Source organism: Xenorhabdus sp. PR6a (assembly GCF_028599065.1).
GTDB lineage: Bacteria > Pseudomonadota > Gammaproteobacteria > Enterobacterales > Enterobacteriaceae > Xenorhabdus > Xenorhabdus doucetiae.
This window is the reverse complement of the sequence record NZ_JAQRFJ010000036.1, coordinates 11513-37674: the sequence shown is the minus strand read 5'-3', so window position 1 is coordinate 37674 and position 26162 is coordinate 11513. Positions and strand designations below refer to the sequence as shown.

Below are 26162 nucleotides of genomic sequence, written 5' to 3'. Positions count from 1 at the left end.
ACATTGCTCAACCTTGTGGGCGCTTTCGGGGATGGCAATGCCATATTCTAAGCCCAGTCCGCGGATTTGATTAATCAGCGCCGTTCTGTTTTTCATGAGCCGCTGGCGGACCCGGTGCAAACACTGAATATCCTGTTGTTCCTGCGTTTTTTCCGGGACATAACGCATTCCCGGACGACTGTCAGCTTCCACAATCGCTGCGGCATCATTTTTATCATTCTTGCTGCCCATTCTGAACGGAGCGACATATTGGGGGCTGATTTGCTTCACCTCATGACCAAAGCGTTTAAATTGGCGGCTCCAATAATTTGCGCTGCCACACGCCTCCATCACGATTTTTGAAGGAGGTTGTTGAGCCATGAAAGCGGTCAGTTTATCGCGCGTGACCACGGTATTTTTAATCACTTTTCCAAGCGGGGACGCAATATGTAATTGAAACACTCGCTTTGCCAGATCAATTCCGATAACTTGTTCCATTGGACACCTCTTCATATTTTTGCTGATGTATTCAGCATGGCTCACTGAAGCCGTTTTGGGAAGGTGTCCATTTCATTATGTCAGCTCATTACTGCTGGCAATGGAAGGAATATTAACATATTCCATGTTACTATCCACTTTCACTGAAGGAACTTGAACATCCCTGATTCCCTCCGCATCCAATATCAGCAAATATGTACCTACCTTGGCTTCTGTTGTATCTATTAGGTTAAGATCAATGGAAAAATTAGGTGGTTGATAGTACGCAATATCACTTATTCCAATCACAATTATTCCTCTGCTTATCTGATTACCATCAGATTATGTAAGTTCCATCGGCATAATTTTAAGCTTTTTTATGTATGCTAATCATTAATAAATTAAATAACAGCAAAATATAAAACCACAATATTGCAAGTGATATAATATTATTAATCAATAACATGATTTTTATTATTCTCAGCCATTAATTTTTGCTGGTGCTGAGAGACTTTTTCACTTTTTTCAAGGCCATTTTCCTTTTTAGTGGGGAGAGATAATCGATAAAAATAATGCCATGTAAATGATCAATTTCATGCTGTATCACGATTGACAAAAAATCTTCGCTTTCTATGGTCATCGGTTGACCAAACCGATCACATGCCTCTACTTTCACTTTTTCAAATCGTTCAACCTCTGCGTAATATCCTGGTATCGACAGGCAGCCCTCCTGATTTACTACTCGGCGCTCTTTTTCGACGATCTTTGGATTAACCAAAGTCATGGGTTGATCGCGATTAGGAGAAAGATCAATGACCAAAACGGCTTCTTGCCGACCCACCTGTGGAGCCGCCAAACCAATGCCATTGTCAGTGTTGTACATTGTCTCCAGCATGTCATCAATTAGTGCTTGAACTTTATCAAAATCAGTAACATCAACACATTTTTGTCTCAGTCTTTCATCTGGAATGGTGAGGATATCTAGAATTGCCATAACGTATCATCCTTTGTTGACGGCACCGCCGCTTGAAATCTATTGAGTATAAATAGGTTTCCATCATAGTGATACATTCAAATTATGAGAATTCCTTACTCCTCGTGACGCGAGGAGTAAGGAAGTGATTGATAATTCTTAAATATTATTTAGCACGTTCAAATGCTTGAGATAAATCTGCTATTAGATCATCCGCATTCTCGATCCCCACGGAAATACGGAGCAATTGTGGCGTAATGCCGGCGGCCAAGCGCTTTTCCAGCGGAATGGAAGCATGGGTCATGGTAAACGGCTGACCAATCAAACTTTCCACCCCCCCTAAACTTTCCGCCAAAGTAAACAGTTGCAGTTCTTTAATGATGCGCCGCGTATAATCTTCGTCGCCTTTCAGTACGATGGAAACCATGCCACCAAAACCTCGCATCTGACGTTTTGCCAATTCATGCTGAGGATGAGAAACCAGCCCAGGATAGTACACTTTATCAACTTGTGGTTGCTGTTCGAGCCAATGTGCAATCTTCTCGGCACTGTCAATATGGCGCTCCATACGCAGTGCCAATGTCCGAATGCCGCGCAGGACAAGGAAACTACTGAACGGGTCAAGAATGGCACCAATGGAATTTTGCAAAAACGCAATTTGCTCCGCCAACTCGGCGTTATCTCCCACCACCGCAAGACCCGCAATAACATCAGAATGCCCATTCAGATACTTGGTCGCAGAGTGCACGACAAGATCAAAACCTAAATCCAGTGGATGCTGAATATAAGGAGAAGCAAACGTGTTATCGGCCACACTGATAATATTATGCTGCCTGGCAAGCTGTGCAATCGCCGTTAAATCAGCCAATTTCAGCAGTGGGTTTGTGGGCGTTTCCACCCAAATCATTTTTGTGTCAGGCTGAATGGCCGCTTCCAGTGCCGCAGTATCCCCTGCTTCAACATAGGTGACTTTCAGACCCGCTGTCCGGCGGCGCACTTTCTCCAGCAACCGGTAAGTCCCCCCATAGAGATCATCTACCGCAATGATATGACTGTCTTTATCAAGTAATTCCAAAATGGTCGAACTGGCGGCCAGACCAGAACCAAAAGCATAACCCCGAGTGCCATTCTCCAATTCAGCAATTGCACGCTCTAAAGCATCCCGTGTCGGGTTCCCACTACGGGAATACTCATATCCCGTATGTTGACCCGGTGCAGGTTGAGCATAAGTCGATGTCGCATAAATTGCAGGCATGACTGCCCCTGTGTGATCAGGTACATATCCTGCATGGACGCTTTGTGTATCAAATTTAATCTTATTAAACTCGGCCATTAATTTATTCCTGAAAGAGATCAATTGAGTTGTTGACGCCATGCGTTCAGCACATCAGTACGAGTCACAAGGCCCAAAAAATGATTGTTATCATCCACAATCAGCGCCACATGCCCCGCATCAAAGGTAGCAGTTAACTGTTCCAATGGCGCTTTTTTATTGAGTGTATGAACCTGACGGGTCATCGCTTCAGTCACAGGTAAGGAGAAATTGTGTGAATTGGCCTGAATAGTATGCATGAGATCCCACTCATCAATGATACCCACGACTTGATCGTCTTCGATCACCGGTAATTGTGAAATGTCATACAGGCGCATACGGCCATAGGCGATCTGCAAGGTATCTTGCGGGGAGACTGAAACCGTCGCACCATTCTGATAACGATAGGTAATATAATCGCTCAAATCATTTTCTTGTGGTTGTGAACGCAGCCCTTGTTCCAATAACCAGTAATCATTAAACATCTTCGACAAATATTTGTTGCCACTGTCACAAGCTAACGTCACCACACGTTTCGGGGTGGTCTGGGCACGGCAATAACGCAGCGCCGCTGCCAGTAATGTGCCTGAAGAAGAGCCGGCCAAGATGCCTTCTTTCAGCAGTAAATCTCTGGCGCAGGCAAACGATTCTGCATCAGTAATGCGATAAGCCTGATGAACCTGAGAAAAATCACCAAGCGGTGGGACAAAATCTTCGCCAATACCTTCGATAAACCAACTACCGGCTTCGTCATAGTGACCATGCTCCACATAATCGGCAAGAATAGAACCTTTAGGATCGGCGAGGACAAATTCCGTATGAGGGGAAACCGCCTTAAAATACTGGCTCAAACCACCCAGCGTGCCGCCAGAACCAACCCCCACCACCACCGCATCGACACGCTGCTCCATCTGCTGCCAAATTTCTGGCCCCGTGGTAGAAAAATGGGCGGCTGAGTTCGCAGGATTATTGAATTGATCAATATAATAAGCGCCGCTGATTTCCTTCGACAGACGCAGAGCATAGTCCTGATAATATTCTGGGTGCCCTTTTCCCACATCAGAGCGGGTCAGGCGTACATCGGTTCCCAGTGCCCGCAGGTGATAAATTTTTTCCCTGCTCATCTTATCGGGCACAACTAAAATCAGCTTATAGCCCTTCATGGCGGCAACCAACGCCAACCCAATCCCCGTATTACCTGCCGTGGCTTCAATGATGGTGCCACCTGGCTGCAACAATCCCTGTTTTTCCGCCTGCTCAATCATTGAAAGCGCCACACGATCTTTAATCGAACCGCCCGGATTTTGATTCTCTAACTTAATAAAAAGCTGGCATGGGCCGGTATCCAGATGAGTCAGTTCCAATAGTGGTGTATTCCCTATCAGTTCAAGAACTGAACGTGGTGCTGCCATATTTGCCTCTTGATAATCGGTAAAATTTGCAAATAAAACGGTCAGAAAATAAAACCTCCAGACCGGAGAGAATAACGCTGCACAGCAATCAATTTGAAAGAACAAATAAAAACTACTTATAACAAAAGGGAATTAATTATGATGATATTGATTCTTGTATCAATCTATAGCCATAGCTCAAGTTAAGTAAGATCACTTGATTTTTGTGCCAACCCCTGTAATACCTATTTCGCGTTAGGAACGCATCATCAGGAATTCATAAATAGGAGCATAATGATGAAATGGCGTGGTTATACATTCGGTACAATATTCAGTGCGATAACGTTAATGGCCGGCAGCCTGTTTGCACCTGCATTATGGGCAAAAGGGGAAGCGCATTTGTTATTCCACATGGGGCTGGGAGCCGGTGGTCAATTCTTTGTCGGGGGGACACTGCAAAATAAAGGCAACCAGCCTGTGGCGGGGGGTTATCTGGCTATTTTACCCCTTAACGCTAAATGTGAACCGGGTACACTGACAATACACGCATTTGAACCATTGGCACCGGGGGAAAAGAGAGAGTTTCGCATCCCAATCAATACCCCGTTAAGCAGTTATCGTTTAATCGGTTTTGGTGCCTATGATGGTATGGGCTTTCCTCTTCCCGCCATCGATGAAACCGCAAAAATCATTCAAGAGCGTGAACCCGCTGAACGTAAAGCCTGTCAGGCAGCCCGAAAAGCGGAATTGGCGATCCAAAAGCCGTAAAAAAGAGTAATAATCTATTGACCCTGTCCACAACCTTATGTACGGGGTCGTTTTAGCTTATTTATATTCCGTCTGCTCCTCTGCCACCATCGCCACCATTACCGCCAGAAGCACCGTTACCACCATTACCGCCTGATTGTCCTGGAGATTGTCCGTCTCCGCCTTTGCCTCCATCTTTGCAATGACTATCAGGTATTCCATCCTGACCATTTTGTCCCGGTTTTCCATTTAATATATTGCAGTCAATATTTTTTACATCATTAACTTTATTTTCAGATTTTGCATGTAATGCTAAAAAAGGAAAACTTAATATAGAAATAAATACAATTAGTTTTGTGAATTTCATTTTTATTTCTCCACATGAATGTCATAGCTGGATTCACATAATCATCTCAGAATTATTTATCAAAAATAAACTATTCATTTATTTCATCCGGTTGCGAAATTTAATATTCCAGTTGGCCGGCGCCTTTTGTTGCCTGACAAAGATAGATATCCGCGCTCAAACCGATTTTCGCTGCGTATTGTTGCTCAATCGCCCTTTCTACATTTTTCACCAAATCAGGAGGAACCAATGCCACCACACAACCGCCAAAACCGCCTCCTGTCATACGAACGCCGCCGCGATCACCTATCACATTTTTGACCATCGCCACCAGCACATCGATTTCACTGACCGTAATTTCAAAATCATCACGCATGGAAAGATGAGATTCGGCCATAAGCTGGCCAAGGCGAAATAAGTCACCCGCCCTCAACGCCTCAGCCGCCCATTGAGTACGCCCGTTTTCACTGATCACATGGCGGGCCCGCCTGACGAGCAATGTATCGAGCAATGCTTGTTTCGCACTGAACTGTTCAAGAGTGATATCACACAATGCTTTTACACCTAATAAACGGGCAGCTTCTTCACATTGCTGCCTGCGGGTATTGTATTCGCTGTCCACCAAGCCACGCTGTTTATTGGAATTGATGATCATCACAACCATCTCATCCGGCATAGGGACAGATTGGGTTTCCAACGTCAGGCAATTGATCAGTAAGGCGTGATTCTCCTCGCCACAAGCAGAGATTAACTGATCCATGATGCCGGAATGGCAACCGACAAATTGGTTTTCTGCCTGCTGCCCATTCAGGGCAATGATTTTTGGGCTAATATCGAGCCGATAAAGCGCGTTAATCGCCTGCCCAATCACGACTTCCAACGATGCCGATGAACTCAACCCCGCGCCTTGTGGAATATTGCCGCTCACAGCGAGATCCATCCCCCCGAAGGCATAACCTCGCTCTGCCAGACACTTCACCACACCACGGATATAATTCGCCCACATTTTTTCTGGCTGAAAAACAATGGACTGGCAGAGGTCAAACTCATCCACCTGATGATGATAATCAACCGCGATAACCCTGATACACGTATCTTCGCGTTTAGCCGCCGCAAGTACGGTGTGGAAATTAATAGCACAAGGCAGAACAAAACCCGCGTTATAATCCGTATGCTCACCGATGAGATTCACCCGCCCCGGTGCCTGAAAAAAATGCGTTGGCGAAGAGTTAAAGCACACATGAAAAGCGTCCGTCACGTTTTGGATTAAAGTTTGCATCTCTATTTTCCTCCCCCTTTTTCCTCCACAAACATTTTTTAGCGGATGTGCGCAGATTTAAAATGAATGTCGCTGACATCGCGTAACCGCTGGGCTGCCTGTTCCGGTGTTAAGTCACGCTGAGATTCCGCCAACATTTCATAACCCACCATAAACTTACGGACGCTGGATGAACGTAATAACGGCGGGTAAAACAGGGCATGTAATTGCCAGTGATCAATATCGTGTTTTTGCGGAGCGAGAGGGGTATCGCGTTGTTGCTCGAAGAAAGGCGCGAAGTGCCAGCCCATTGAATAGGGAAATGCACACTGAAACAGATTGTCATAACGACTGGTCAATTTTTTAATCGTCACCGCTAAGTCATCACGTTGGGCTTCCGTCAGCTCATTCATGCGACGAACATGGCTTTTAGGCAACAGCATCGTTTCAAACGGCCACGCCGCCCAATAAGGGACGACCGCAAGCCAGTGGTCGGTTTCCACAACCGTCCGTGACCCCGCTTTGCGTTCAGCCTCGACATAATCCAGCAATAAGTTAGACCCCTGCTGGTGATAATATTGCCGTAACTGTTCATCTTTGCGTGCTAACTCATCAGGCAGGAAATCGCTGGCCCAAATCTGCCCATGAGGATGAAGTTGAGAGCACCCCATCATTTCCCCTTTGTTCTCAAAAACCTGAACCCAAATATAACGCTGGCTTAATTCTTCAATCTGCGCATTCCATGTATCAATAACACGACGAATTTGGGTCAGGGGCAGTTCCGGCAAGGTTTTACTATGATCAGGGGAAAAACAGAGTACCCGACAGACACCGCTTATCGGCGCAGTTTTAAATAGCGGGTGATCGGCAGGGGTTATATCGGGACGTTCCGGCAGCAAAGCCGGATAATCATTCTCGAAGAGATAAACGTCCTGATAATCTGGATTGATATCACCGGAAGCACGGGGATTGTTCGGGCATAAAAAACAGTGTTTGTCGTAACTCGGCAATACAACGGGAAGGGGTTTTTCATCCATAATGCCACTCCACGGCCGCTCCGTCCGGTGTGGTGAAACAATAATCCACTTTCCCGTCAAGGGATTGTACCGCCTGTGTGGATAATCAACAGAATTGAATCGCAGCTTCGACATCATTCCTCCTTGCCTTACCACAAACGTGATTGCTTCCCGCCCTGCTGGACGGGAGAGGTTACAGCGACTTTACTAACAGAAGACCAAAATGTTTAGTGTTCCTTACTTCGCCTGATAGCCATTCGGGTTTTGCGATTGCCAGCGCCAGGCATCGGCGGTCATATCCACGACAGTACGGTTGGCCTTCCACCCCAGCTCTCGCTCGGCTTTCTCCGGGCTTGACCAACATTCAGCAATATCCCCCGGACGACGAGGACAAATTTCATAAGGCACGGGCTTGCCGCAAGCATGACTGAAAGCGGCCACCATTTCCAGCACGCTGGTGCCTTTTCCGGTGCCCAAATTATAGATATGCAGCCCCGATTTTTTACCCACGGCATTCAATGCCGCGATATGCCCATCAGCCAAATCCATGACATGGATATAATCACGGATGCCAGTCCCATCAGCGGTCGGATAATCATTGCCATACACTGACAGTTTTTCCCGACGGCCTACCGCAACTTGCGCAATATAAGGCATCAAATTGTTGGGAATTCCCTGTGGATCTTCCCCCATTGTCCCCGAAGGATGAGCGCCAACAGGATTAAAATAGCGCAACAATACCACGGACCAATCATTTTCTGCATGATGAAGATCAGACAGGCAGCGTTCGACCATATATTTACTGGTACCATAAGGGTTAGTGGTATTACCGACCGGAGATTGTTCCGTGATCGGCACGACATCCGGATCACCATAGACCGTCGCGGATGAACTAAAGATCAGGCTTTTTACCCCTGCTTTACGCATACTGCGCACCAGCACCAGTGTTCCATTGACATTATTGTCATAATATTCAATAGGATTGGCGACAGATTCCCCAACCGCTTTCAAACCGGCAAAATGAATCACTGACTGAATTTGGTGACGGGAGAAAACCGCATCCAGGAATGCTTCATCACGAATATCCCCTTCATAAAACAGGGGCTGCACACCCGTTAATGCCTCAATGCGCGCCAAAACTTCACGATTGGCATTGCATAGGTTATCGATAATGATCGGCGTTATTCCTGCTTCAAGCATTTGCACACAAGTATGGCTACCGATATACCCCATCCCGCCTGTCACTAATATTTCCACACTAACCTCTTTTTAAAAATGGTAACAACGGAGAGTATAAAAAGAGTTAGCACGTTAGTGAACCAAAACTAAAATATGGCAAAATCAGACAATCATTATTTTTACTTGATCCACAATCTCATCAACGCAAGCGAATAATAAAAAAACCTTATGAACAAAATAATTTTTACTTCTGTCCCTATCTCTGCCCAAGTCACGGCCATCAATGATCCTTTTTTCACAGACAGACAAACCGGCATACTGCCAGAACATCCTGATCTGCACATCATGAAGACTGATTTTGACCTATCTTGCTATCGGGATGCTTTATTTGATGAGTGTGGCATTACCCACCCATCCCGATTACAGAATGCAGTGAATAAACGGCGGGCGGAATATCTGGCCGCCCGTTACTGTACGCAACACGTTTTGCATAAGTTAGGTTACCCTGACTTTCAGGTCACTAATGCCGAAGATCGTTCCCCCATCTGGCCTGATAATATTTGTGGTTCAATTTCCCATTCAGCCAACTGTGCGATTGCGTTTGCGGCCCCTTGCCATCAATACCGCATGATAGGCATAGATATTGAACAAGAGATTAAATCGGAGACCATCGAAAGTGTTTCATCCAGCATCATCAATGACCATGAAGTGAAATTATTGACCGAATGCGCATTACCTTTTGCCCAGGTATTTACGCTGGCGTTCTCCATTAAAGAGAGTCTGTTTAAGGCACTTTATCCCCATGTCAAACGCTTCTTTGATTTCCATGCGGCTGAAATTACGTCAATTGATTGTCGCAATCACACAATAAGCATAAAACTCCTGCAAACACTCTCTGATACGTATCGAGCCAGCTCGCAATTTCACGGAAACTTCACCCTTATGCCACAACAGCAGGTGTTGACGTATATTGTACAATGAAGTGCGTGCTTTGATTAATTTGTGTTCTTTGCTATCATGACACGTGTATTTACACGTGTTATTTAAGGGGGTTATATGACAACAATACACACCAGAACTAAAAAAACCGTCAGCGTGACTGTATCACCAGAACTATATCAACAGGCAAAACAGATGGGACTGAATTTCTCTGCTATTTTGACCCAAGCATTAATTGCAGAACTCAAAACCGCTGAAGCTGAACGGTGGAAACGCGAGAACAAGCCGGGATTGGAGGAACTGAATCGCATCACCCGTGAGCATGGTCTATTGTCCGATCAATACAGGACATTTTGAGATGCAATATACGGTTTACAAAAATACAGGTAACCCTGACTATCCCTATCTGTTGGATGTTCAAAGTGACATTATTGACGTATTGGAAACACGATTAGTTATTCCATTATTCCCAAAATCAAATTTCAACGGGCGAGTTCCAACCAGACTGTGCCCTACACTGAATATTGATGGGAATGAATATCTCGTCATGACTCATGAGATGGCCAGCGTCAGAGCATCTATGTTAGAACACGAGGTAATGAATGTCGTGTCATACCGGAAGCTGATTAAAGACGCGATGGATTTTCTCTTTGATGGATTTTGAACAAGTGGGACCGCGGTCCCACCAACTTTTATCACATTAATACACTAAAGATCTTTCTTCGATGCCTGCAAATACAGCAACTCCAATCCAATCGTTGCTGCCGCTAACGCCGTAATTTCAGATTGGTCATAAGCCGGTGCCACTTCCACCACATCCATGCCAACGATATTTAGCGGCTGCAAGCCACGCACGATTTTCAATGCACGATCTGACGTCAATCCCCCTATCACGGGCGTTCCTGTACCCGGAGCAAATGCCGGATCAAGGCAATCAATATCGAACGTCAGGTAAATCGGCAAATCACCCACCACCGTCTTAATCTGCTCAACAATATCATCCACCCCGCGATCATTGACCTGACCGGCATCCAGCACGGTGAAACCGTTATCGGTATCATGTTCAGTGCGGATACCAATTTGCACGGAATGATGAGGATCGATTAGCCCTTCATTTGGCGCATGATAAAACATCGTACCATGATCAAATTTGCTGCCATTAGGATAAGTATCCGTATGGGCATCAAAATGGATCAGCGCCATTTTGCCGAAATATTTCGCATGGGCGCGCAACAGTGGCAACGTGACAAAGTGATCGCCGCCGAAAGACAGCATACGCTTGCCCGATTCCAGCACTTTTTCAGCATGTGCCTGCAACTTATCGCTCATATCCTGGGCATCACCGAAGTTAAATACCAGATCCCCACAGTCCACGACATTCAGACGCTTGCGTAAGCTAAAATTCCACGGCCAACGGCAGCTTTCCCATGCCAGATTAGTCGATACCTGACGAATAGCGGCCGGCCCGTGGCGGCTACCCGCGCGTCCTGATGTCGCCATATCAAAAGGCACACCGGTAATCACCCATTGTGCATCACTGGAATAGGGTTGAAAGTTCAATGGAAAACGCAGGAAGCCGAAGGCATTTGAAACCAAAGAATTATCAATCTGGTTTCCTAAAGAGCTAATACTCATGATATATCCTCAAAAGTCCCATATCGGCTTATTACTCATATCCCATATTAGCAATATTCAATAATTGACGGTAACAAGTGGCATAGAGACTTATTTACGCTAGAAGATCAATCTTCCAAATACAGTATCATTTTAGATTCAAAATAAAAAAATGTTAACGATTAATCTAAAACTCAAGAAACGGATGCGTACACACTCATATAAGAACTAAAGAAAAAAGAGAATTTTCATTCGTTAAAAAAATTAATTTTTCCATTTTCTGAAATGATCTTAATTGATGAGAAAAATGATTTTAAATAGTCATCCAAAATCAAGTTATTATATAAAAACTTGACTAGGGATGACTATAAATAAAGACTAATCAGAGTTACTCATCTTCCAGATAGGTATAGCCATACAGACCACTTTCAAACTCTTGCAGGAATTGCGCCTGCAAATGTTCATCCAGATCGGTCGATTTCACTTGATCATGGAAGCGGGTCAAAAGGACTTGCGGTTCCAATTTGACATATTGGAGCATATTGGCGACAGAATCACCCTCTTCGCTCTGCTGATAAGTCACTTCACCCTGTTCTGAAACATAAACATCAATGGCCGCCGTATCACCAAACAGGTTGTGCATATTGCCCAGAATTTCCTGATAGGCTCCAACCATAAAGAAACCAATCAATGGCGGATTGTCCGGATCATAAGCCGGCATTGGCATCGTTGTCGCCACACCATCGCCATCGACATAATGGTCAATCGTACCATCCGAATCACAGGTGATATCCAACAGAACGGCACGGCGATCCAGTGGCTTATCCAGCCCTTCAATCGGCAAGACCGGAAAAAGTTGATCAATCCCCCACGCATCTGGCATTGATTGGAACAGCGAGAAATTCACGTAGAATTTGTCTGCCATGCGTTCCTGTAATTCATCAATGATCGGACGATGGGCACGGTTGCTGGGATCAAGATTCTGCTGAATATGACGACAGATATTTAAATACAGTTCTTCCGCCCAGGCACGTTCTGACAGGTCTAACATGCCGTGGGCATACTGGGTATGCACGTCATGAAGATCAAACTGGCTATCATGCAGCCATTCACGCAAGGAACGGCGGTTGCCGTCAGACTGCATCTCCAACCATGTATCCCACAGACTGGTCAGGGGGCGCGTCGCACCTTCTGCCGGTGGCGTTGTTTCGGTGAATTCATTACGCTCAACGCCTATCACATTGGAGACTAAAACCGTATGGTGGGCAGTCAATGCACGACCGGATTCCGTAATCACCGTTGGGTGAGGCAGGCCGTGCTCTTCACACGCATCACCAATACCCCAAATAACGTTATTCGCGTATTCATTCAAGCCGTAGTTAACTGAGCATTCTGACTGGGAGCGCGTGCCTTCATAATCGACCCCCAATCCACCCCCCACGTCAAAGCACTGGATCTTGACACCCAGCTTAGACAGCTCAACATAAAAGCGGGCAGATTCACGCACCCCGGTCGCCACATCACGGATATTCGCCAATTGGGAACCTAAATGGAAATGCAGCAATTGCAAGCTATCCAACCGCCCTGCCGAACGCAACATTTCGATCAATTGCAATACCTGCGCCGCCGCTAAGCCAAATTTGGATTTTTCGCCGCCGCTGGCCTGCCATTTGCCAGAGCCTTGGGACGCCAAACGTGCCCGAACCCCCAAACGGGGAATGACATTGAGACGCTTGGCTTCTTCCAGTACCATCTCAATTTCAGACATCTTCTCGATAACCAGATACACCTTGTGTCCCAGTTTTTCACCGATCAGTGCCAGACGAATATATTCGCGATCTTTATAACCATTACAAACAATCACCGTCCCTGTCATGCCGGCATGAGCCAATACTGCCATTAATTCCGCTTTGGAACCGGCCTCCAATCCCACCGGTTCGTCCGCATTGGCCAAGGTCTCAATGACACGACGTTGCTGATTGACTTTGATCGGATAAACCAGGAAGTAATCCCCTTTATACCCATAAGATTCACGTGCACGTTTAAACGCGGCATTAATTGAACGCAAGCGGTGTTGCAAAATCTGGGGAAAACAAAACAATGCCGGTAAACGCAACTGTTTTTTTTCTTCCTGAACTTTCTTCACCAGATCGGCGAGTTCAATTTGAGCTCCCGGTAAATCAGGGTTCGGGCAAACACTGACATTACCCAGATCATTGACATAGTAATAGCTGCCGCCCCAGTATGCGATGTTATAGGTCTGTCGCATTTTGCGGGCGATATTATCATTCATGGCAGTCTCCTTCATGGAGTTGAGGTTCGCCTTCACCTGTAAGGTCAATAACCCAAGACACAATTTTATCGTGCGTATCTTGCGCATTAAAAAATGTCAGGGAACAGCATGCTCTTAAATTATGGGATTCTCAATTGATAAGCAGGACACGTGTATATCTCCTGTAAACGCCTGTAACTTCAAGTGCAAAAATGACTCCTGTTACGCGCGCAGTTTATACTCGTTTTCAGCCAGCCACAGCCCCAGCAGTTCCGACTCCTGTTACGCGCGCAGTTTATACCCGTAATCCCGTAAAATTGCAAAATGAAATTTATCTGAACAAGGCCAGACACCCCATACTTTTTAGTCAAGAAAACTAAAATGTCATACTACGAAGGATATTTGAAATTAAAAAGACTGGTAACCTTAGCAAGAGTGACTTAAAATGGCCGTCTAGATGGTAAAACATCTGCCCTTAAACCAAAATTATATTTAAGGTAACCAAATATAATGACTACACATCTTTTCACTTCTGAATCTGTTTCAGAAGGGCATCCAGATAAAATTGCCGATCAGATTTCCGATGCCGTCCTTGATGCAATCTTAGAGCAAGATCCTAAAGCTCGCGTTGCTTGCGAAACTTATGTTAAAACGGGCATGGTGATGGTAGGTGGCGAAATCACGACCAGCGCTTGGGTTGATATTGAAGAAATTACTCGCCGCACCGTACGCGAAATCGGTTACACCAGTTCAGATATGGGGTTTGATGCTAATTCATGTGCGGTGATCAGTGCCATTGGCAAACAATCTCCTGATATCAATCAGGGTGTTGACCGGGCTGATCCGCTGGAGCAAGGTGCAGGAGATCAGGGCTTGATGTTTGGTTATGCGACCAACGAAACGGATGTTCTCATGCCAGCACCTATCACTTATGCCCACCGTTTGGTTGAGCGTCAGGCCGAAGTGCGTAAAAACGGCACCCTGCCGTGGCTACGCCCTGATGCGAAGAGTCAAGTCACCTTCCAGTACGAGAACGGCAAAATCATTGGCATTGATGCTGTTGTGCTTTCAACCCAGCACGCCGAAGATATCGATCAAAAATCTCTGCAAGAAGCGGTGATGGATGAGATCATTAAGCCAGTATTGCCGACTGAATGGCTGACGCCGATGACGAAATATTTCATCAACCCAACAGGCCGCTTCGTGATTGGTGGACCAATGGGTGACTGTGGTCTGACAGGGCGTAAGATTATTGTTGATACTTATGGTGGGATGGCCCGTCACGGTGGTGGCGCATTCTCAGGTAAAGATCCTTCCAAAGTTGACCGTTCAGCCGCCTATGCCGCGCGTTACGTTGCCAAAAATATCGTTGCGGCAGGTCTGGCTGATCGCTGTGAAATCCAGGTGTCTTACGCGATTGGTGTTGCGGAGCCAACCTCCATCATGGTGGAAACATTCGGGACAGAGAAAGTGCCAACCTCCACCCTGATTCAGTTAGTACGTGAATTCTTTGATCTGCGCCCTTACGGCCTGATTAAGATGCTGGACCTGTTACACCCCATTTATCGCGATACCGCAGCTTATGGTCATTTCGGTCGTGAACAATTTCCGTGGGAAGCAACAGATAAAGCTGAAATTCTGCGCTCTGCGGCAGGATTGAAATAATTCTTTGCTAACCGATGAAGCCCGCAACACCTGCGGGTTTTTTTATATTAAATACAGTATTCATCAGCCGTAATGAAATTCGTTAGCGTTCCCCTCTCCTTACAGCTAGCTGTGATGCGTACCCTGCGACAGAAATTAACTCAGGCGAGTTATTTTTTGCAGCAAAAATTTCCCGAACCCCAAATTACCTATCAACAACGAGGAACCATTGCGGGCAGTGCCCGACTGCAAGAGTGGGAAATCCGCCTGAATCCTATTTTGTTGATCGAAAATCAACAAACCTTCATTGATGAAGTCATTCCACATGAACTGGCGCATCTGTTGGCGTATCATCAATTTGGTAAGGTTGCCCCACACGGAAAAGAGTGGTGCTTTATCATGGAAACAATATTTGAAGTTCCCGCCAAGCGGACACACCCGTTTTCAGTCCATTCTGTCCGTAGTCAAATATTCATTTATTATTGCCGCTGTCAGCAACATGAGCTGACAATAAGGCAACACAATAAAGTCCTCAGAGGAAAAAATTGCTATGTTTGCCGCCAATGTGGTGAAAAATTAACGCTATTGGCGGAAACTTAAATTCATTTTTTGAGCCTGCTAGCTGCTTTAATTTTCTCTGCCTCTTCAATAACTTGATCGGCCGTTTTCCCATGGAGAGATCGAAAAAATTTCTGCTCCAACTTTTGTATATCCCCATGTTGGATATTTCCGTTCTGGTTATTCTTAAACAGCTCATCAAAGTTAATACTATTGAACATGACTATATTCAATGAATCATCAAATTGTAATTTTTTATCTTCTGGTAAAGTATCTCTGATTTTTTCAATGGATGTTTTTACAGCAATTTCATTTGTTCCATCAATTTTGAGTTGATTATCACACCCTGCCAATGCAAATCCCAACAAACAAATCGTTAACAATTTTTTCATGATCAACCCCGTCTATTACTGATAAGGCAATGATAGCAGAAGAAGAACATATTAAGTTCATTTTATAAAAATTTTCTTATTAAATAAATAATACTTATAACTTTTCTGTTGGTTATATTATGTCATCTAAGATTAATAAGACGTACTTACAGTCATCAATATGATAAGCAAAAGAAAAAACAATTTGTTTTCAATGAATATATTCGTAAATCAAGTTGTTTTAATCATTCCCGCAACGTTGTGCGGTCATATTCAACATATTGAAAAATATTCCTAAATATAATCAACCAGAACAAAATTATGTCATAACCCATGGCAGTCAATGTATACTAACATCTTATTTTGGGACAAACATAAAAAACAAAATGAAATGATTTGATTTAAAATCAAACAGAATATTGTTTGATAAGTTGCCACCCAAAAAACATAAAATAAATTAATACATTAAAATCAGGAAGTTATATGGTTAATACTTTAAATAAAACACCTTTATATAAGATTCTTTACGTTCAGGTCATCTTTGCCATCTTACTTGGTATCGCGCTTGGTCATTTTTATCCAGATATCGGTGAATCACTAAAGCCGTTAGGTGATGCTTTCATCAAAATTGTAAAAATGATTATTGCGCCTGTTATCTTCCTGACAATAGTGACAGGCATAGCAGGAATGAATGATATTAAAGCCGTTGGCAATGTGGTCGGCAAATCAATGTTATATTTCTTAACATTCTCAACGCTTGCTTTACTCATTGGCTTGGTTGTTGCAAATATCATTCGTCCCGGTGATGGGTTGAATATCTCTCCGGAGTCATTAGACAGCAGCAAAGTTATTGGTTACGTAGAAAAAGCCCATGAATCCTCCATTGTTGGCTTTCTCATGAATATCATTCCTGATACCGTGGTGAGTCCACTGGTCAATGGTAATATTCTTCAGGTTCTGTTTGTCTCCGTTATTTTTGGTATCGCTTTAGCCGCAACAGGGAAAAAAGGCGAGCCTGTTTTAGTCTTTTTACAAAACCTCTCTGAACCGCTGTTTAAAATGGTGGGGATTTTAATGAAATTAGCGCCTATCGGCGCATTTGGCGCAATGTCATTTACCATCGGCAAATATGGGATTTCATCCATTGGCAATTTAATGATGTTAGTTGCTACTTTTTATATTACATCATTGCTCTTTGTGCTTGTCGTTCTGGGCGCCGTTGCCAAATATAATGGTTTCTCTATCATTCAGTTAATTAAATATATTAAAGATGAGATCTGGTTAGTCTTGGGAACATCGTCTTCTGAAGCGGCTTTACCCAGCCTGATGAAGAAAATGGAAAACGCGGGTTGCGAAAAATCAGTTGTTGGCTTGGTTATTCCAACGGGTTATTCATTTAATCTTGATGGCACGAATATTTATATGACAATGGCGGCATTATTCATTGCCCAAGCGACAGGAATTGATTTAAGTATTACGGAGCAAATCTCTTTATTATTGGTTGCCATGATCAGCTCAAAAGGTGCAGCAGGGGTAACGGGAGCGGGTTTTATTACGCTGGCAGCAACTTTGTCTGTTGTTCCCAGTGTACCTGTCGCCGGTATGGCACTTATTTTGGGCATTGATAGATTTATGTCTGAATGCCGTGCATTGACCAATTTAATTGGTAATGCGTGTGCCAGCATTGTTGTCGCTCGCTGGGAAAATGCGTTGGACAAAGAAAAGATGCATCAGGCTCTAAATGGTGTTATGCCAAGCTCAGCAGAAAAATAGTAAATAAAAAACATTATCTACCATAAATAATAAAAACCCTATCCCCCTTATATAAAGGGGGGTATATAACATGCCGTTATTGATTTCAGAATAGATATCCCGCCAGAAAAATAATTTAGATACACCAAAACAATTTTTCATCGTTTAATTAACCATTAATATTTATATTTATTGATGTAGATCTTTTATATTTAAGTTGAATTTTGGTAAAAATTAAGAATTAGTCTAATAATAAATTAGGCATATCTGTCCTAGCATACTAAAAAACCAAAGTACCCGGAGAATATAATGAAAAAGCTACATGATATTGAAAAAGAATTATTGCCCTATACCTCTTATAAGATGCTGATTAATGGTGAGTGGGTTGATAGTGTTTCGAAAAATACACTGAAAAGCTATAACCCCGCAACCGGTGAATTACTGACAGAATATGCGGCAGGAAATGCTGAAGATGTTGAACTTGCTGTCAAAGCTGCCCAAAAGGCCCTGCCGGCATGGAGTAAAACATCCGCTGCGGAAAGACAATCTCTATTACTGAAAATTGCCGACCTGCTGGAAGCAGAAGCTGAACGCTTTATCGTCCTTGAAACATTGGATGGCGGTAAAACCCAAGCTCTCTGTCGTCATTTCGACATTCCTTTTTCGGTTGATCATTTCCGCTATTTTGCCGGGGTTATCCGTGCTCATTCTGATACCACGGATGTTATCGATAATGACACCTTGAGCTTAGTTATCAGGGAACCCATCGGCGTGGTCGGGCAAATTATTCCCTGGAATTTCCCGCTATTGATGGCGGCCTGGAAACTCGCACCCGCCCTGGCTGCCGGTAATACGATTGTGATTAATCCTGCCAGCCTCACCCCAATCACACTGCTTGAATTGGGGCGTATCATAAATCAGGTCCTGCCGGCAGGCGTTGTCAATATTGTCACGGGGCGGGGTTCTGTGGTCGGTCAAGCGATCCTCGACCACGACGGCATTAACAAGGTCGCCTTTACCGGATCAACCGAAGTCGGTTACAACGTTGCCGCCGCGGCGGCGAAGAGGCTCATTCCTGCAACGCTGGAATTGGGGGGAAAATCCGCCAATATCATCTTCCCTGATGCCAATATGCAAAAGGCTGTCAAATATGCCGCCAATGCCATTTTATTGAATCAAGGGCAAGCCTGTGAATCCGGTGCCCGCCTGTTCCTGCATAAAGATATTCACGATGAATTCCTGCGCTCACTGAAAAGCGTCTTTGAATCCATCAAAGTAGGTGATCCGATGCTGGCAGAAACAGAAATGGGCAGCCAAGTCAGTGAAGAGCAAATGAATACCATTTTAGGTTACATTGATCTGGCAAAACAGGAAGGGGCAAGCATTCTGACCGGCGGAAACCGCCTGACAGAAGCCGGACTTGATGAGGGCTTCTTTATCCAGCCAACGATCCTGACCAATGTCACTAATAACATGCGGGTTGCACAGGAAGAAATTTTCGGGCCGGTACTCTGTGTCATTCCATTCAGCCACGAAGAAGAGGTCATCGAAATGGCCAATGATTCCGAATATGGTCTGGCAGGCGCCGTCTGGACGCAGGATATTAACCGTGCCCTGCGCATCGCTAAGGCAATAAAAACAGGACGTATGTGGATTAATACCTATCACGAATTACCCGCCCATGCGCCTTTCGGTGGCTATAAGAAATCCGGGCTTGGACGTGAAACCCACAAGATGATGCTGGATGCTTACACGGAGGTGAAAAACATTTATATCAGTACCAAAGATAGCTAACACGTTCGCGACCGACAAGGGAATCGCCACCTGCAAGGGTGGCGATAAAGAAGCCAAGAGAAATTACAACCAGAAGAACCACGCAATCGCAGAAATAATGGCAATACATACCACGTTCAGTACTATGCCGACTCTGACCATTTCACTTTGTTTGATGTAGCCGGTGCCATAAACAATCGCATTAGGTGGCGTTGCGACAGGTAACATAAAGGCACAGGACGCACCAATACCAATGATCATAGTCAAAACCATGACCGGCATTCCCAGCGCTTCTGCAACCGTGGCAAAAATCGGCACAAGCAGCGCTGCGCTCGCCGTGTTACTGGTGAATTCGGTCAGGAAAATAATAAACGCCGCAATCGCAATGATGATCACAAACCAAGGGCTGGTGCCGAAAGTCGCTGCCATGCCATTCGCCATCACTTCACTGGCACCCGAATTTTTCAGAACAGCACTCAATGTCAGGCCACCACCGAAGAGCATCAATACGCCCCATTCCGTGTTGTTCTGAATCTGTGACCATGTTGATACACCGGTGATGCCAATCAGGATAGCTGCGCTCACGGCAATAATCGTATCCAGATCTTTAACGCCACCCAGTGCGTCACTGATGAATGAACTGAAAATCCAGCACACGACGGTTAGCAGAAAAATGCCCATGGTAATCATCCGCTTACCATTCCATTCCAGGTACTCCAATTCCAAATCAAATTTGTGATTCAGGTTTGGACGCAGCATGAGATACATCATCCCAACCATGACCGGCATGAGAACAATGACCATTGGCACGCCGTATTTCATCCACGTAAAGAAATCCATCCCCAATTGTGCGGCAGCAATGGCATTGGGTGGACTTCCCACCAAGGTTCCCAGACCGCCGATGCTGGCGCTATAGGCGACGCCGAGCAGCACAAAGACAAAGGTATTACGTTCAGAGCGGACATCCAGATTCGCCAGAATACCGAGCACCAGTGGTAACATCATTGCCGCCGTTGCCGTATTGCTGATCCACATAGACAGCAGGGCAGTAACGCCAAATATCAGTAAGATCGCCACAGATAAACGCCCGCGGGCGAGCATTAGCAAACGGTTAGCGATTAATCTATCCAGGCCTTGGATATGTAAGGCGGTTGCCAAGGCAAAGCCACCGAAGAACAAAAAGATTATCGGGTTTGCAAAGGATTTTAGTGCGTCACCGGTATTCAGCAATCCCATGCCAACGGCCAGAATAGGAATACACAGCGCAGTAATGGTGACATGAATGGCTTCGGTTAACCATAACACGCCAACAAATGCCATTAATGCCAAGCCTGCATTGGCTTTTTCCCCGTAAGGTAAAAACTTAAGCAATACCACAAGCAAGATGATATCCAGCGCAAGGATAATTAAGCCTCTTTTATTTGAGGGGGTAGACCCAATCGCCGGGGTTAAAGATTCAGAAGCGTCCATGAAGACTCCATAAAACAATAAGACCTGACTCTGTAACATAAAAAGCATAAATGATGATTCATTGCCATAAATGTTAAAGAATTACATTACCTGTGAAATAACCTGCGAAATAATAAGGAGTCTTATCAAATAATAAAATACGAGTTGTGTGATTTTGGGATCTGCTACGCGGGATTTATCTGATTACTGAATTTTTGTGCAAAAAAAGAACTGAATTTCTGTTGTTATATCACATTTTTATCCTGCAACAGGATGAAGAATAACGATGAAAAATAACATTTTCTTTTATTAAAAAGGCGAAAGAGACTATTCCCTTTAGTTTACTTTCTGTTATGGGCGGATATAATTGCATAATAATTATCTATACACAAAACACTCTTAATAGGGGTTTTAATGTGGAGATAGTGGAATGGATAAGATCACTGCAATTAAAACATTAGACAAATTCAGCAAGATGGGAAAAAACATCTTCCTCTTGCAAGATTTGGCGGTCATCTTTGCTGATGAAGCACCACGAACATTGAAAAAGTCCATTGATCGTCTTATCAAGGCCGAGTTGCTGGTGCGTATCACCAAGGGGGTTTATACAAATGCACGCGCGAGCTTGGGCGCTTATCCACTGGAGAGCATCGCAATCAATATTCGACGTGGCGAATACAGCTACATCAGTCTGGAATCAGCATTGTCCCAATACGGGATTATCTCCCAGATCCCTACCGACAGACTTACGATTATGTCTACCGGCAGGTCAGGGGAATTTGAAACACCGTGGGGTGTCATTGAGATCACGCACACCAATAAGAAACCGAGTGAAATCCTGAAAGGAACGTTGGAAAACCGTGGGCCAATGCGTATCGCAAGAAAAGAAACGGCCCTTCGTGATTTAAAGCGAGTGGGCAGAAACACCCACCTGATTCAAAGGGAGGAATTGGAGCATGCCTGATAAAACCGATTTTAATATTCTTGTCGATGAAATCGTTACGCAGGACGGGTTTGCCAACATCAGGCCTGTCGTTGAAAAAGAGCTGTTGCACTATGACATTTTGTATTGTCTGGCTAAAGAGGGTTTGCTGAGAAAACTCACCTTTCAGGGAGGCACATCTTTAAGGCTCTGCTATGATTCCAACCGATTCAGTGAAGATTTGGACTTTGCAGGTGGCCGTGACTTTTGTTCAGCAGATCTGAATAGAATTAAAGAGAGCGTCGAAAGCTATTTGGGCGCACGTTACGGTCTTGAAGTCACCGTAAAGGAACCTAATGAGCTCAGAAAGGAGCCAGAGTATACCGATGTGAGAATCGATAAATGGCAAATTTCTGTCACAACCGCCCCAGAGCGTAAGGACTTGCCAAAGCAACGCATCAAAATTGAGATCGCTAACATCCCGGCCTATACAAAGAATCCGCGCCCATTAAAGCGCAATTACCCTGTGTTACCTGATGGCTACTCTGACACTATCGTGTTGGTAGAAGAATTAACCGAAATCATGGCGGATAAACTGGTTTCATTCCCTGCGACAACGAAATATATTCGTTATCGCGACATGTGGGATTTGGTCTGGCTGAAACAACAGGGAGTTGACCCCGACACCGACCTGATCAAGCGCAAGCTATCGGATTATTATTTAACTGATTTTGGCGAACTGCTTCAGGCACGCTTAGACTCGATTGAAAACCTTATCGCTTCAGGTACCTTTCAGGAAGAAATGAAACGGTTTATTCCTGCTCCCGTTTACAACAGGACTATCGGGCAAGCAGACTTCATGCGCTACCTAGAGATCACCCTGAAAGAATTACTCACTACAGTGCAAAAAGCGTTGTACTCACCCGTGATCAACGTCGTTCCTTTCAAAATGTAACATGTACTATCTCAAACTGAGTCTGGCATTTATTAAAAAGGCGAAAGAGACTATTCCCCTTCGCCAAAACATAAATAAGCTTATTCTTTAGAAGAAAAAATCGGCAATTATGCCTGACCTTTCACTTCTTTCAGGCCGTTGAAAGGCGCGCGGTTACCCAGTGCTTCTTCAATACGGATCAACTGGTTGTATTTAGCAACACGGTCAGAACGGCTCATAGAACCGGTTTTGATTTGACCCGCCGCAGTACCGACAGCCAGATCAGCAATCGTTGCATCTTCCGTTTCACCAGAGCGGTGAGAAATAACCGCAGTGTAACCGGCATCTTTTGCCATCTTGATGGCAGCCAGCGTCTCAGTCAAAGAACCAATCTGGTTGAATTTGATCAGGATGGAGTTTGCGATACCTTTTTCGATACCTTCTTTCAGGATCTTGGTGTTAGTTACGAACAGATCGTCACCCACCAACTGGATTTTGTCACCCAAGACTTTAGTCTGGTAAGCAAAACCTTCCCAATCAGATTCGTTCAGGCCATCTTCGATGGAAACAATGGGATACTCTTTGGTCAATGCTTCCAAATAGTGGGTAAATTCCTGAGAAGTGAACGTCTTGCCTTCGCCTTTCAGTTCATAGTTGCCCGTTTCTTCGTTATAGAATTCAGACGCAGCGCAATCCATCGCCAGAGTAATGTCTTTACCCAGTACGTAACCCGCTTGCTCAACGGCTTCTTTGATGGCTGCCAGCGCTGCTGCGTTGGATTCCAGGTTTGGCGCATAGCCGCCTTCATCACCCACCGCGGTGTTCATGCCTTTGGCTTTCAGCACTTTTGCCAGATTATGGAAGACTTCGGAACCCATGCGTACCGCTTCTTTCAGCGTGCTTGCACCAATCGGCTGGATCATGAATTCTTGGATATCCACGTTGTTGTCCGCATGTTCACCACCGTTGATGATGTTCATCATTGGCAGGGGCATGGAGTATTTACCCGGCGTTCCGTTCAGTTCAGCGATGTGCTCATATAGCGGCATACCTTTCGCTGCGGCCGCTGCTTTGGCGTTGGCGAGAGAAACCGCCAAAATCGCGTTAGCACCGAAGTTAGATTTGTTTTCAGTACCATCCAGCTCGATCATGACTTTGTCGATGTTAGCCTGATCTTTCGCATCCTGACCAAGCAGAGCCTGTGCAATTGGGCCGTTGACCGCAGCAATGGCTTTCAGTACACCTTTACCCATGAAGCGAGACTTATCGCCATCACGCAGTTCCAGCGCTTCGCGAGAACCGGTTGAGGCACCTGATGGCGCAGCAGCCAGACCCACAAAGCCCCCTTCCAAGTGAACTTCTGCTTCTACCGTTGGGTTACCACGGGAGTCGATGATTTCACGGCCAAGCACTTTAACGATTTTGGACATTTGGTTTTCCTCAAGTCACAAGTTAAATTCCGGGCAACCGATTGAAACTAAAAGTGATTACTTTAAAAGTATCTCAAAATAATTCGTTTAATATCAATCCATTGCCCCATATCTTATTTCAATTCGCCTTTCTGATATTTGCTTGCGGCTTCGACAAAGCCAGCAAATAACGGATGACCATCGCGAGGCGTTGAAGTGAATTCTGGGTGGAACTGACACGCCACGAACCACGGGTGCGCTGGGTTCTCGATGATTTCCACCAGTCTGTTGTCGATTGAACGGCCAGCAACACGCAAGCCGGCATCTTCAATGCGTTTCAACAGTAAATTATTCACTTCATAACGGTGGCGATGACGTTCAACGATGTCTTGCTGGCCATAGAGTTTACGTACCAAACTGTCTTCAGTCAGATGGCATACTTGACCACCAACGCGCATCGTTCCGCCGAGATCGCTCTCTTCGCTACGTACTTCTAAGTTGCCGTTCTCATCACGCCATTCGGTGATCAGACCAACAACCGGTAACTGACATTCAGGCTCGAACTCCGTGGAGTTAGCTTCTGCCATGCCCGCAACATTGCGAGAAAATTCAATCAGAGCCACCTGCATGCCCAGACAAATACCCAAGTATGGGACATTGTTCTCACGGGCATAACGTGCTGTCATAATCTTGCCTTCGATACCACGGCCACCAAAACCACCCGGCACCAGAATCGCATCCAGACCTTTCAATACGTCAACACCACGCGTTTCAACATCCTGTGAATCGATCAGTTTGATATTGACCGTCAGGCGATTTTTCAACCCGCCATGTTTCAGGGCTTCAATCACTGACTTATAAGCATCTGGCAATTCAACGTATTTGCCCACCATCCCAATGGTCACTTCACCCGATGGATTAGCTTCTTCATAAATAACCTGTTCCCATTCGGACAGATCAGCTTCCGGGCATTCGAGGCTGAATCGTTTACAAATATAATCATCTAAGCCCTGAGATTTCAAGAGGGCAGGGATTTTATAAATGGAATCAACATCTTTTAAAGAGATAACCGCTTTCTCTGGTACGTTACAGAAAAGCGCAATTTTTGCACGCTCATTGGCAGGAATGGTGCGATCTGAACGGCAGATCAACACGTCTGGCTGAATACCAATGGAGAGTAATTCTTTCACGGAGTGCTGAGTCGGCTTGGTTTTCACTTCACCCGCTGCGGCCATATAAGGCACCAGCGTCAGGTGCATAAACAGCGTGTTTTCACGGCCGACTTCCACCGCCATCTGACGAATGGCTTCGAGGAATGGCAGAGATTCGATATCACCGACAGTCCCGCCGATTTCCACCAAGACAACATCATGACCTTCTGCACCACGGATGATGCGGTCTTTGATTTCATTGGTGATATGAGGAATAACCTGGATCGTGGCACCCAAATAATCGCCACGACGCTCTTTGCGCAGCACTTCAGAATAGACACGGCCTGTTGTGAAGTTATTGCGGCGTGTCATTTTGGTTCGGATGAAACGTTCGTAATGACCTAAATCGAGATCAGTTTCAGCGCCGTCTTCGGTAACGAAAACTTCCCCGTGTTGGGTTGGGCTCATTGTGCCTGGATCGACGTTGATATACGGATCCAGTTTCATAATGGTGACATTGAGTCCACGGGCTTCGAGTATAGCCGCCAAAGAGGCTGCGGCAATGCCTTTACCCAGAGAGGATACGACCCCGCCGGTCACAAAAATATAATTAGTTTTCATGCTGAACCTGAAAGTTTAGGTTTAAAAGGATGATGAATATAACAGGACGGGAAAGCAGTATACCCTAACCTTAAT

Annotated in this window: 25 protein-coding genes; 10 read left to right on the top strand and 15 right to left on the bottom strand. The window is 45.1% G+C overall.

The features are described from left to right. The 5 genes from PSI15_RS11185 to PSI15_RS11165 form a co-directional block, all read right to left on the bottom strand. A partial coding sequence (locus tag PSI15_RS11185; RefSeq protein ID WP_273583608.1) for an IS110 family transposase occupies positions 1-477 on the bottom strand: 477 nt, incomplete at its 3' end. 75 nt (positions 478-552) lie between these two features. Continuing rightward, positions 553-765 (bottom strand): hypothetical protein, encoded by a 213-nt coding sequence (locus PSI15_RS11180; protein ID WP_273583607.1) that lies wholly within the window; start codon positions 763-765, stop codon positions 553-555. Positions 766-943: 178 nt separating this feature from the next. After that, positions 944-1450: a peptide deformylase gene (gene def / locus PSI15_RS11175; RefSeq protein ID WP_273583606.1), complete on the bottom strand. Its 507-nt coding sequence runs from the start codon at positions 1448-1450 to the stop codon at positions 944-946. A gap of 145 nt (positions 1451-1595) precedes the next feature. Beyond that, the gene (locus tag PSI15_RS11170; RefSeq protein WP_273583605.1) at positions 1596-2762 is read right to left on the bottom strand and encodes a trans-sulfuration enzyme family protein; all 1167 of its coding nucleotides are present in this window, start codon (positions 2760-2762) and stop codon (positions 1596-1598) included. A gap of 20 nt (positions 2763-2782) precedes the next feature. Continuing rightward, entirely contained in the window at positions 2783-4153 is a 1371-nt protein-coding gene (locus tag PSI15_RS11165; RefSeq protein ID WP_273583604.1) for a cystathionine beta-synthase, read from the bottom strand. A 273-nt stretch (positions 4154-4426) separates the two neighbouring features. On the opposite strand from PSI15_RS11165, the gene PSI15_RS11160 reads away from it, so the two are divergent. Beyond that, positions 4427-4900: a membrane-associated Zn-dependent protease 1 gene (locus PSI15_RS11160; RefSeq protein ID WP_273583603.1), complete on the top strand. Its 474-nt coding sequence runs from the start codon at positions 4427-4429 to the stop codon at positions 4898-4900. A 61-nt stretch (positions 4901-4961) separates the two neighbouring features. Here PSI15_RS11160 and PSI15_RS11155 read toward each other — a convergent pair whose 3' ends face one another. The 4 genes from PSI15_RS11155 to galE all read right to left on the bottom strand — a co-directional run bounded on the left by PSI15_RS11155 (position 4962) and on the right by galE (position 8756). Then, positions 4962-5246, bottom strand: a complete 285-nt coding sequence (locus PSI15_RS11155) for a hypothetical protein (RefSeq protein WP_273583602.1) — start codon at positions 5244-5246, stop codon at positions 4962-4964. A 100-nt stretch (positions 5247-5346) separates the two neighbouring features. Continuing rightward, positions 5347-6504, bottom strand: coding sequence for a galactokinase (gene galK, locus PSI15_RS11150; protein ID WP_273583601.1), 1158 nt, complete (start codon positions 6502-6504; stop codon positions 5347-5349). 38 nt (positions 6505-6542) lie between these two features. Then, positions 6543-7634, bottom strand: coding sequence for a UDP-glucose--hexose-1-phosphate uridylyltransferase (locus PSI15_RS11145; RefSeq protein WP_273583600.1), 1092 nt, complete (start codon positions 7632-7634; stop codon positions 6543-6545). Between the two features lie 102 nt (positions 7635-7736). Further along, positions 7737-8756, bottom strand: a complete 1020-nt coding sequence (gene galE / locus PSI15_RS11140) for a UDP-glucose 4-epimerase GalE (RefSeq protein WP_273583599.1) — start codon at positions 8754-8756, stop codon at positions 7737-7739. 150 nt (positions 8757-8906) lie between these two features. Between galE and PSI15_RS11135 the strand changes: the two genes are divergently transcribed. From PSI15_RS11135 to PSI15_RS11125, 3 genes are all read left to right on the top strand, one after another. Continuing rightward, complete coding sequence (locus PSI15_RS11135) at positions 8907-9659, top strand: 4'-phosphopantetheinyl transferase family protein (protein WP_273583598.1); 753 nt, start codon at positions 8907-8909, stop codon at positions 9657-9659. 75 nt (positions 9660-9734) lie between these two features. Continuing rightward, positions 9735-9974: a type II toxin-antitoxin system CcdA family antitoxin gene (locus tag PSI15_RS11130; RefSeq protein WP_273583597.1), complete on the top strand. Its 240-nt coding sequence runs from the start codon at positions 9735-9737 to the stop codon at positions 9972-9974. Between the two features lies 1 nt (position 9975). Continuing rightward, a complete protein-coding gene (locus PSI15_RS11125) occupies positions 9976-10281 on the top strand; it encodes a CcdB family protein (RefSeq protein ID WP_273583596.1) in 306 nt (101 codons plus the stop codon). A gap of 44 nt (positions 10282-10325) precedes the next feature. Here the strand turns inward: PSI15_RS11125 and speB are convergent, their stop codons facing one another. After that, complete coding sequence (gene speB, locus PSI15_RS11120; protein WP_045972270.1) at positions 10326-11252, bottom strand: agmatinase; 927 nt, start codon at positions 11250-11252, stop codon at positions 10326-10328. Between the two features lie 367 nt (positions 11253-11619). Continuing rightward, entirely contained in the window at positions 11620-13524 is a 1905-nt protein-coding gene (gene speA, locus PSI15_RS11115) for a biosynthetic arginine decarboxylase (RefSeq protein ID WP_273583595.1), read from the bottom strand. Between the two features lie 489 nt (positions 13525-14013). Here speA and metK point away from each other — a divergent pair, with 489 nt between their 5' ends. Both metK and PSI15_RS11105 read left to right on the top strand, forming a co-directional pair. Further along, positions 14014-15168 carry a methionine adenosyltransferase gene (metK, locus tag PSI15_RS11110; protein WP_045972266.1) on the top strand — a complete coding sequence of 385 codons (1155 nt, stop codon included), beginning with the start codon at positions 14014-14016 and terminating at the stop codon, positions 15166-15168. A 72-nt stretch (positions 15169-15240) separates the two neighbouring features. After that, positions 15241-15747 carry a SprT family zinc-dependent metalloprotease gene (locus PSI15_RS11105; RefSeq protein ID WP_273583594.1) on the top strand — a complete coding sequence of 169 codons (507 nt, stop codon included), beginning with the start codon at positions 15241-15243 and terminating at the stop codon, positions 15745-15747. A gap of 2 nt (positions 15748-15749) precedes the next feature. On the opposite strand, the gene PSI15_RS11100 is transcribed toward PSI15_RS11105, so the two are convergent. Continuing rightward, positions 15750-16097 (bottom strand): DUF6694 family lipoprotein, encoded by a 348-nt coding sequence (locus PSI15_RS11100; protein ID WP_273583593.1) that lies wholly within the window; start codon positions 16095-16097, stop codon positions 15750-15752. Positions 16098-16559: 462 nt separating this feature from the next. On the opposite strand from PSI15_RS11100, the gene PSI15_RS11095 reads away from it, so the two are divergent. Next, the gene (locus PSI15_RS11095; RefSeq protein WP_273583592.1) at positions 16560-17849 is read left to right on the top strand and encodes a dicarboxylate/amino acid:cation symporter; all 1290 of its coding nucleotides are present in this window, start codon (positions 16560-16562) and stop codon (positions 17847-17849) included. A 288-nt stretch (positions 17850-18137) separates the two neighbouring features. After that, positions 18138-19622 carry an aldehyde dehydrogenase family protein gene (locus PSI15_RS11090; RefSeq protein ID WP_273583591.1) on the top strand — a complete coding sequence of 495 codons (1485 nt, stop codon included), beginning with the start codon at positions 18138-18140 and terminating at the stop codon, positions 19620-19622. Between the two features lie 63 nt (positions 19623-19685). Here the strand turns inward: PSI15_RS11090 and PSI15_RS11085 are convergent, their stop codons facing one another. Then, a complete protein-coding gene (locus PSI15_RS11085; protein WP_273583590.1) occupies positions 19686-21071 on the bottom strand; it encodes an SLC13 family permease in 1386 nt (461 codons plus the stop codon). A 409-nt stretch (positions 21072-21480) separates the two neighbouring features. Between PSI15_RS11085 and abiEi the strand changes: the two genes are divergently transcribed. After that, positions 21481-22014 (top strand): type IV toxin-antitoxin system AbiEi family antitoxin, encoded by a 534-nt coding sequence (abiEi, locus tag PSI15_RS11080; protein WP_273583589.1) that lies wholly within the window; start codon positions 21481-21483, stop codon positions 22012-22014. Next, positions 22007-22927 (top strand): nucleotidyl transferase AbiEii/AbiGii toxin family protein, encoded by a 921-nt coding sequence (locus PSI15_RS11075; protein ID WP_273583588.1) that lies wholly within the window; start codon positions 22007-22009, stop codon positions 22925-22927. The genes abiEi and PSI15_RS11075 overlap by 8 nt, the downstream gene beginning before the upstream one ends. Before the next feature lie 107 nt (positions 22928-23034). Here PSI15_RS11075 and eno read toward each other — a convergent pair whose 3' ends face one another. Together eno and pyrG are read right to left on the bottom strand one after the other, a co-directional pair. Further along, the gene (eno, locus tag PSI15_RS11070; protein WP_273583587.1) at positions 23035-24336 is read right to left on the bottom strand and encodes a phosphopyruvate hydratase; all 1302 of its coding nucleotides are present in this window, start codon (positions 24334-24336) and stop codon (positions 23035-23037) included. Positions 24337-24449: 113 nt separating this feature from the next. Beyond that, positions 24450-26087 (bottom strand): glutamine hydrolyzing CTP synthase, encoded by a 1638-nt coding sequence (pyrG, locus tag PSI15_RS11065; RefSeq protein WP_273583586.1) that lies wholly within the window; start codon positions 26085-26087, stop codon positions 24450-24452. Positions 26088-26162 lie beyond the last annotated feature (75 nt).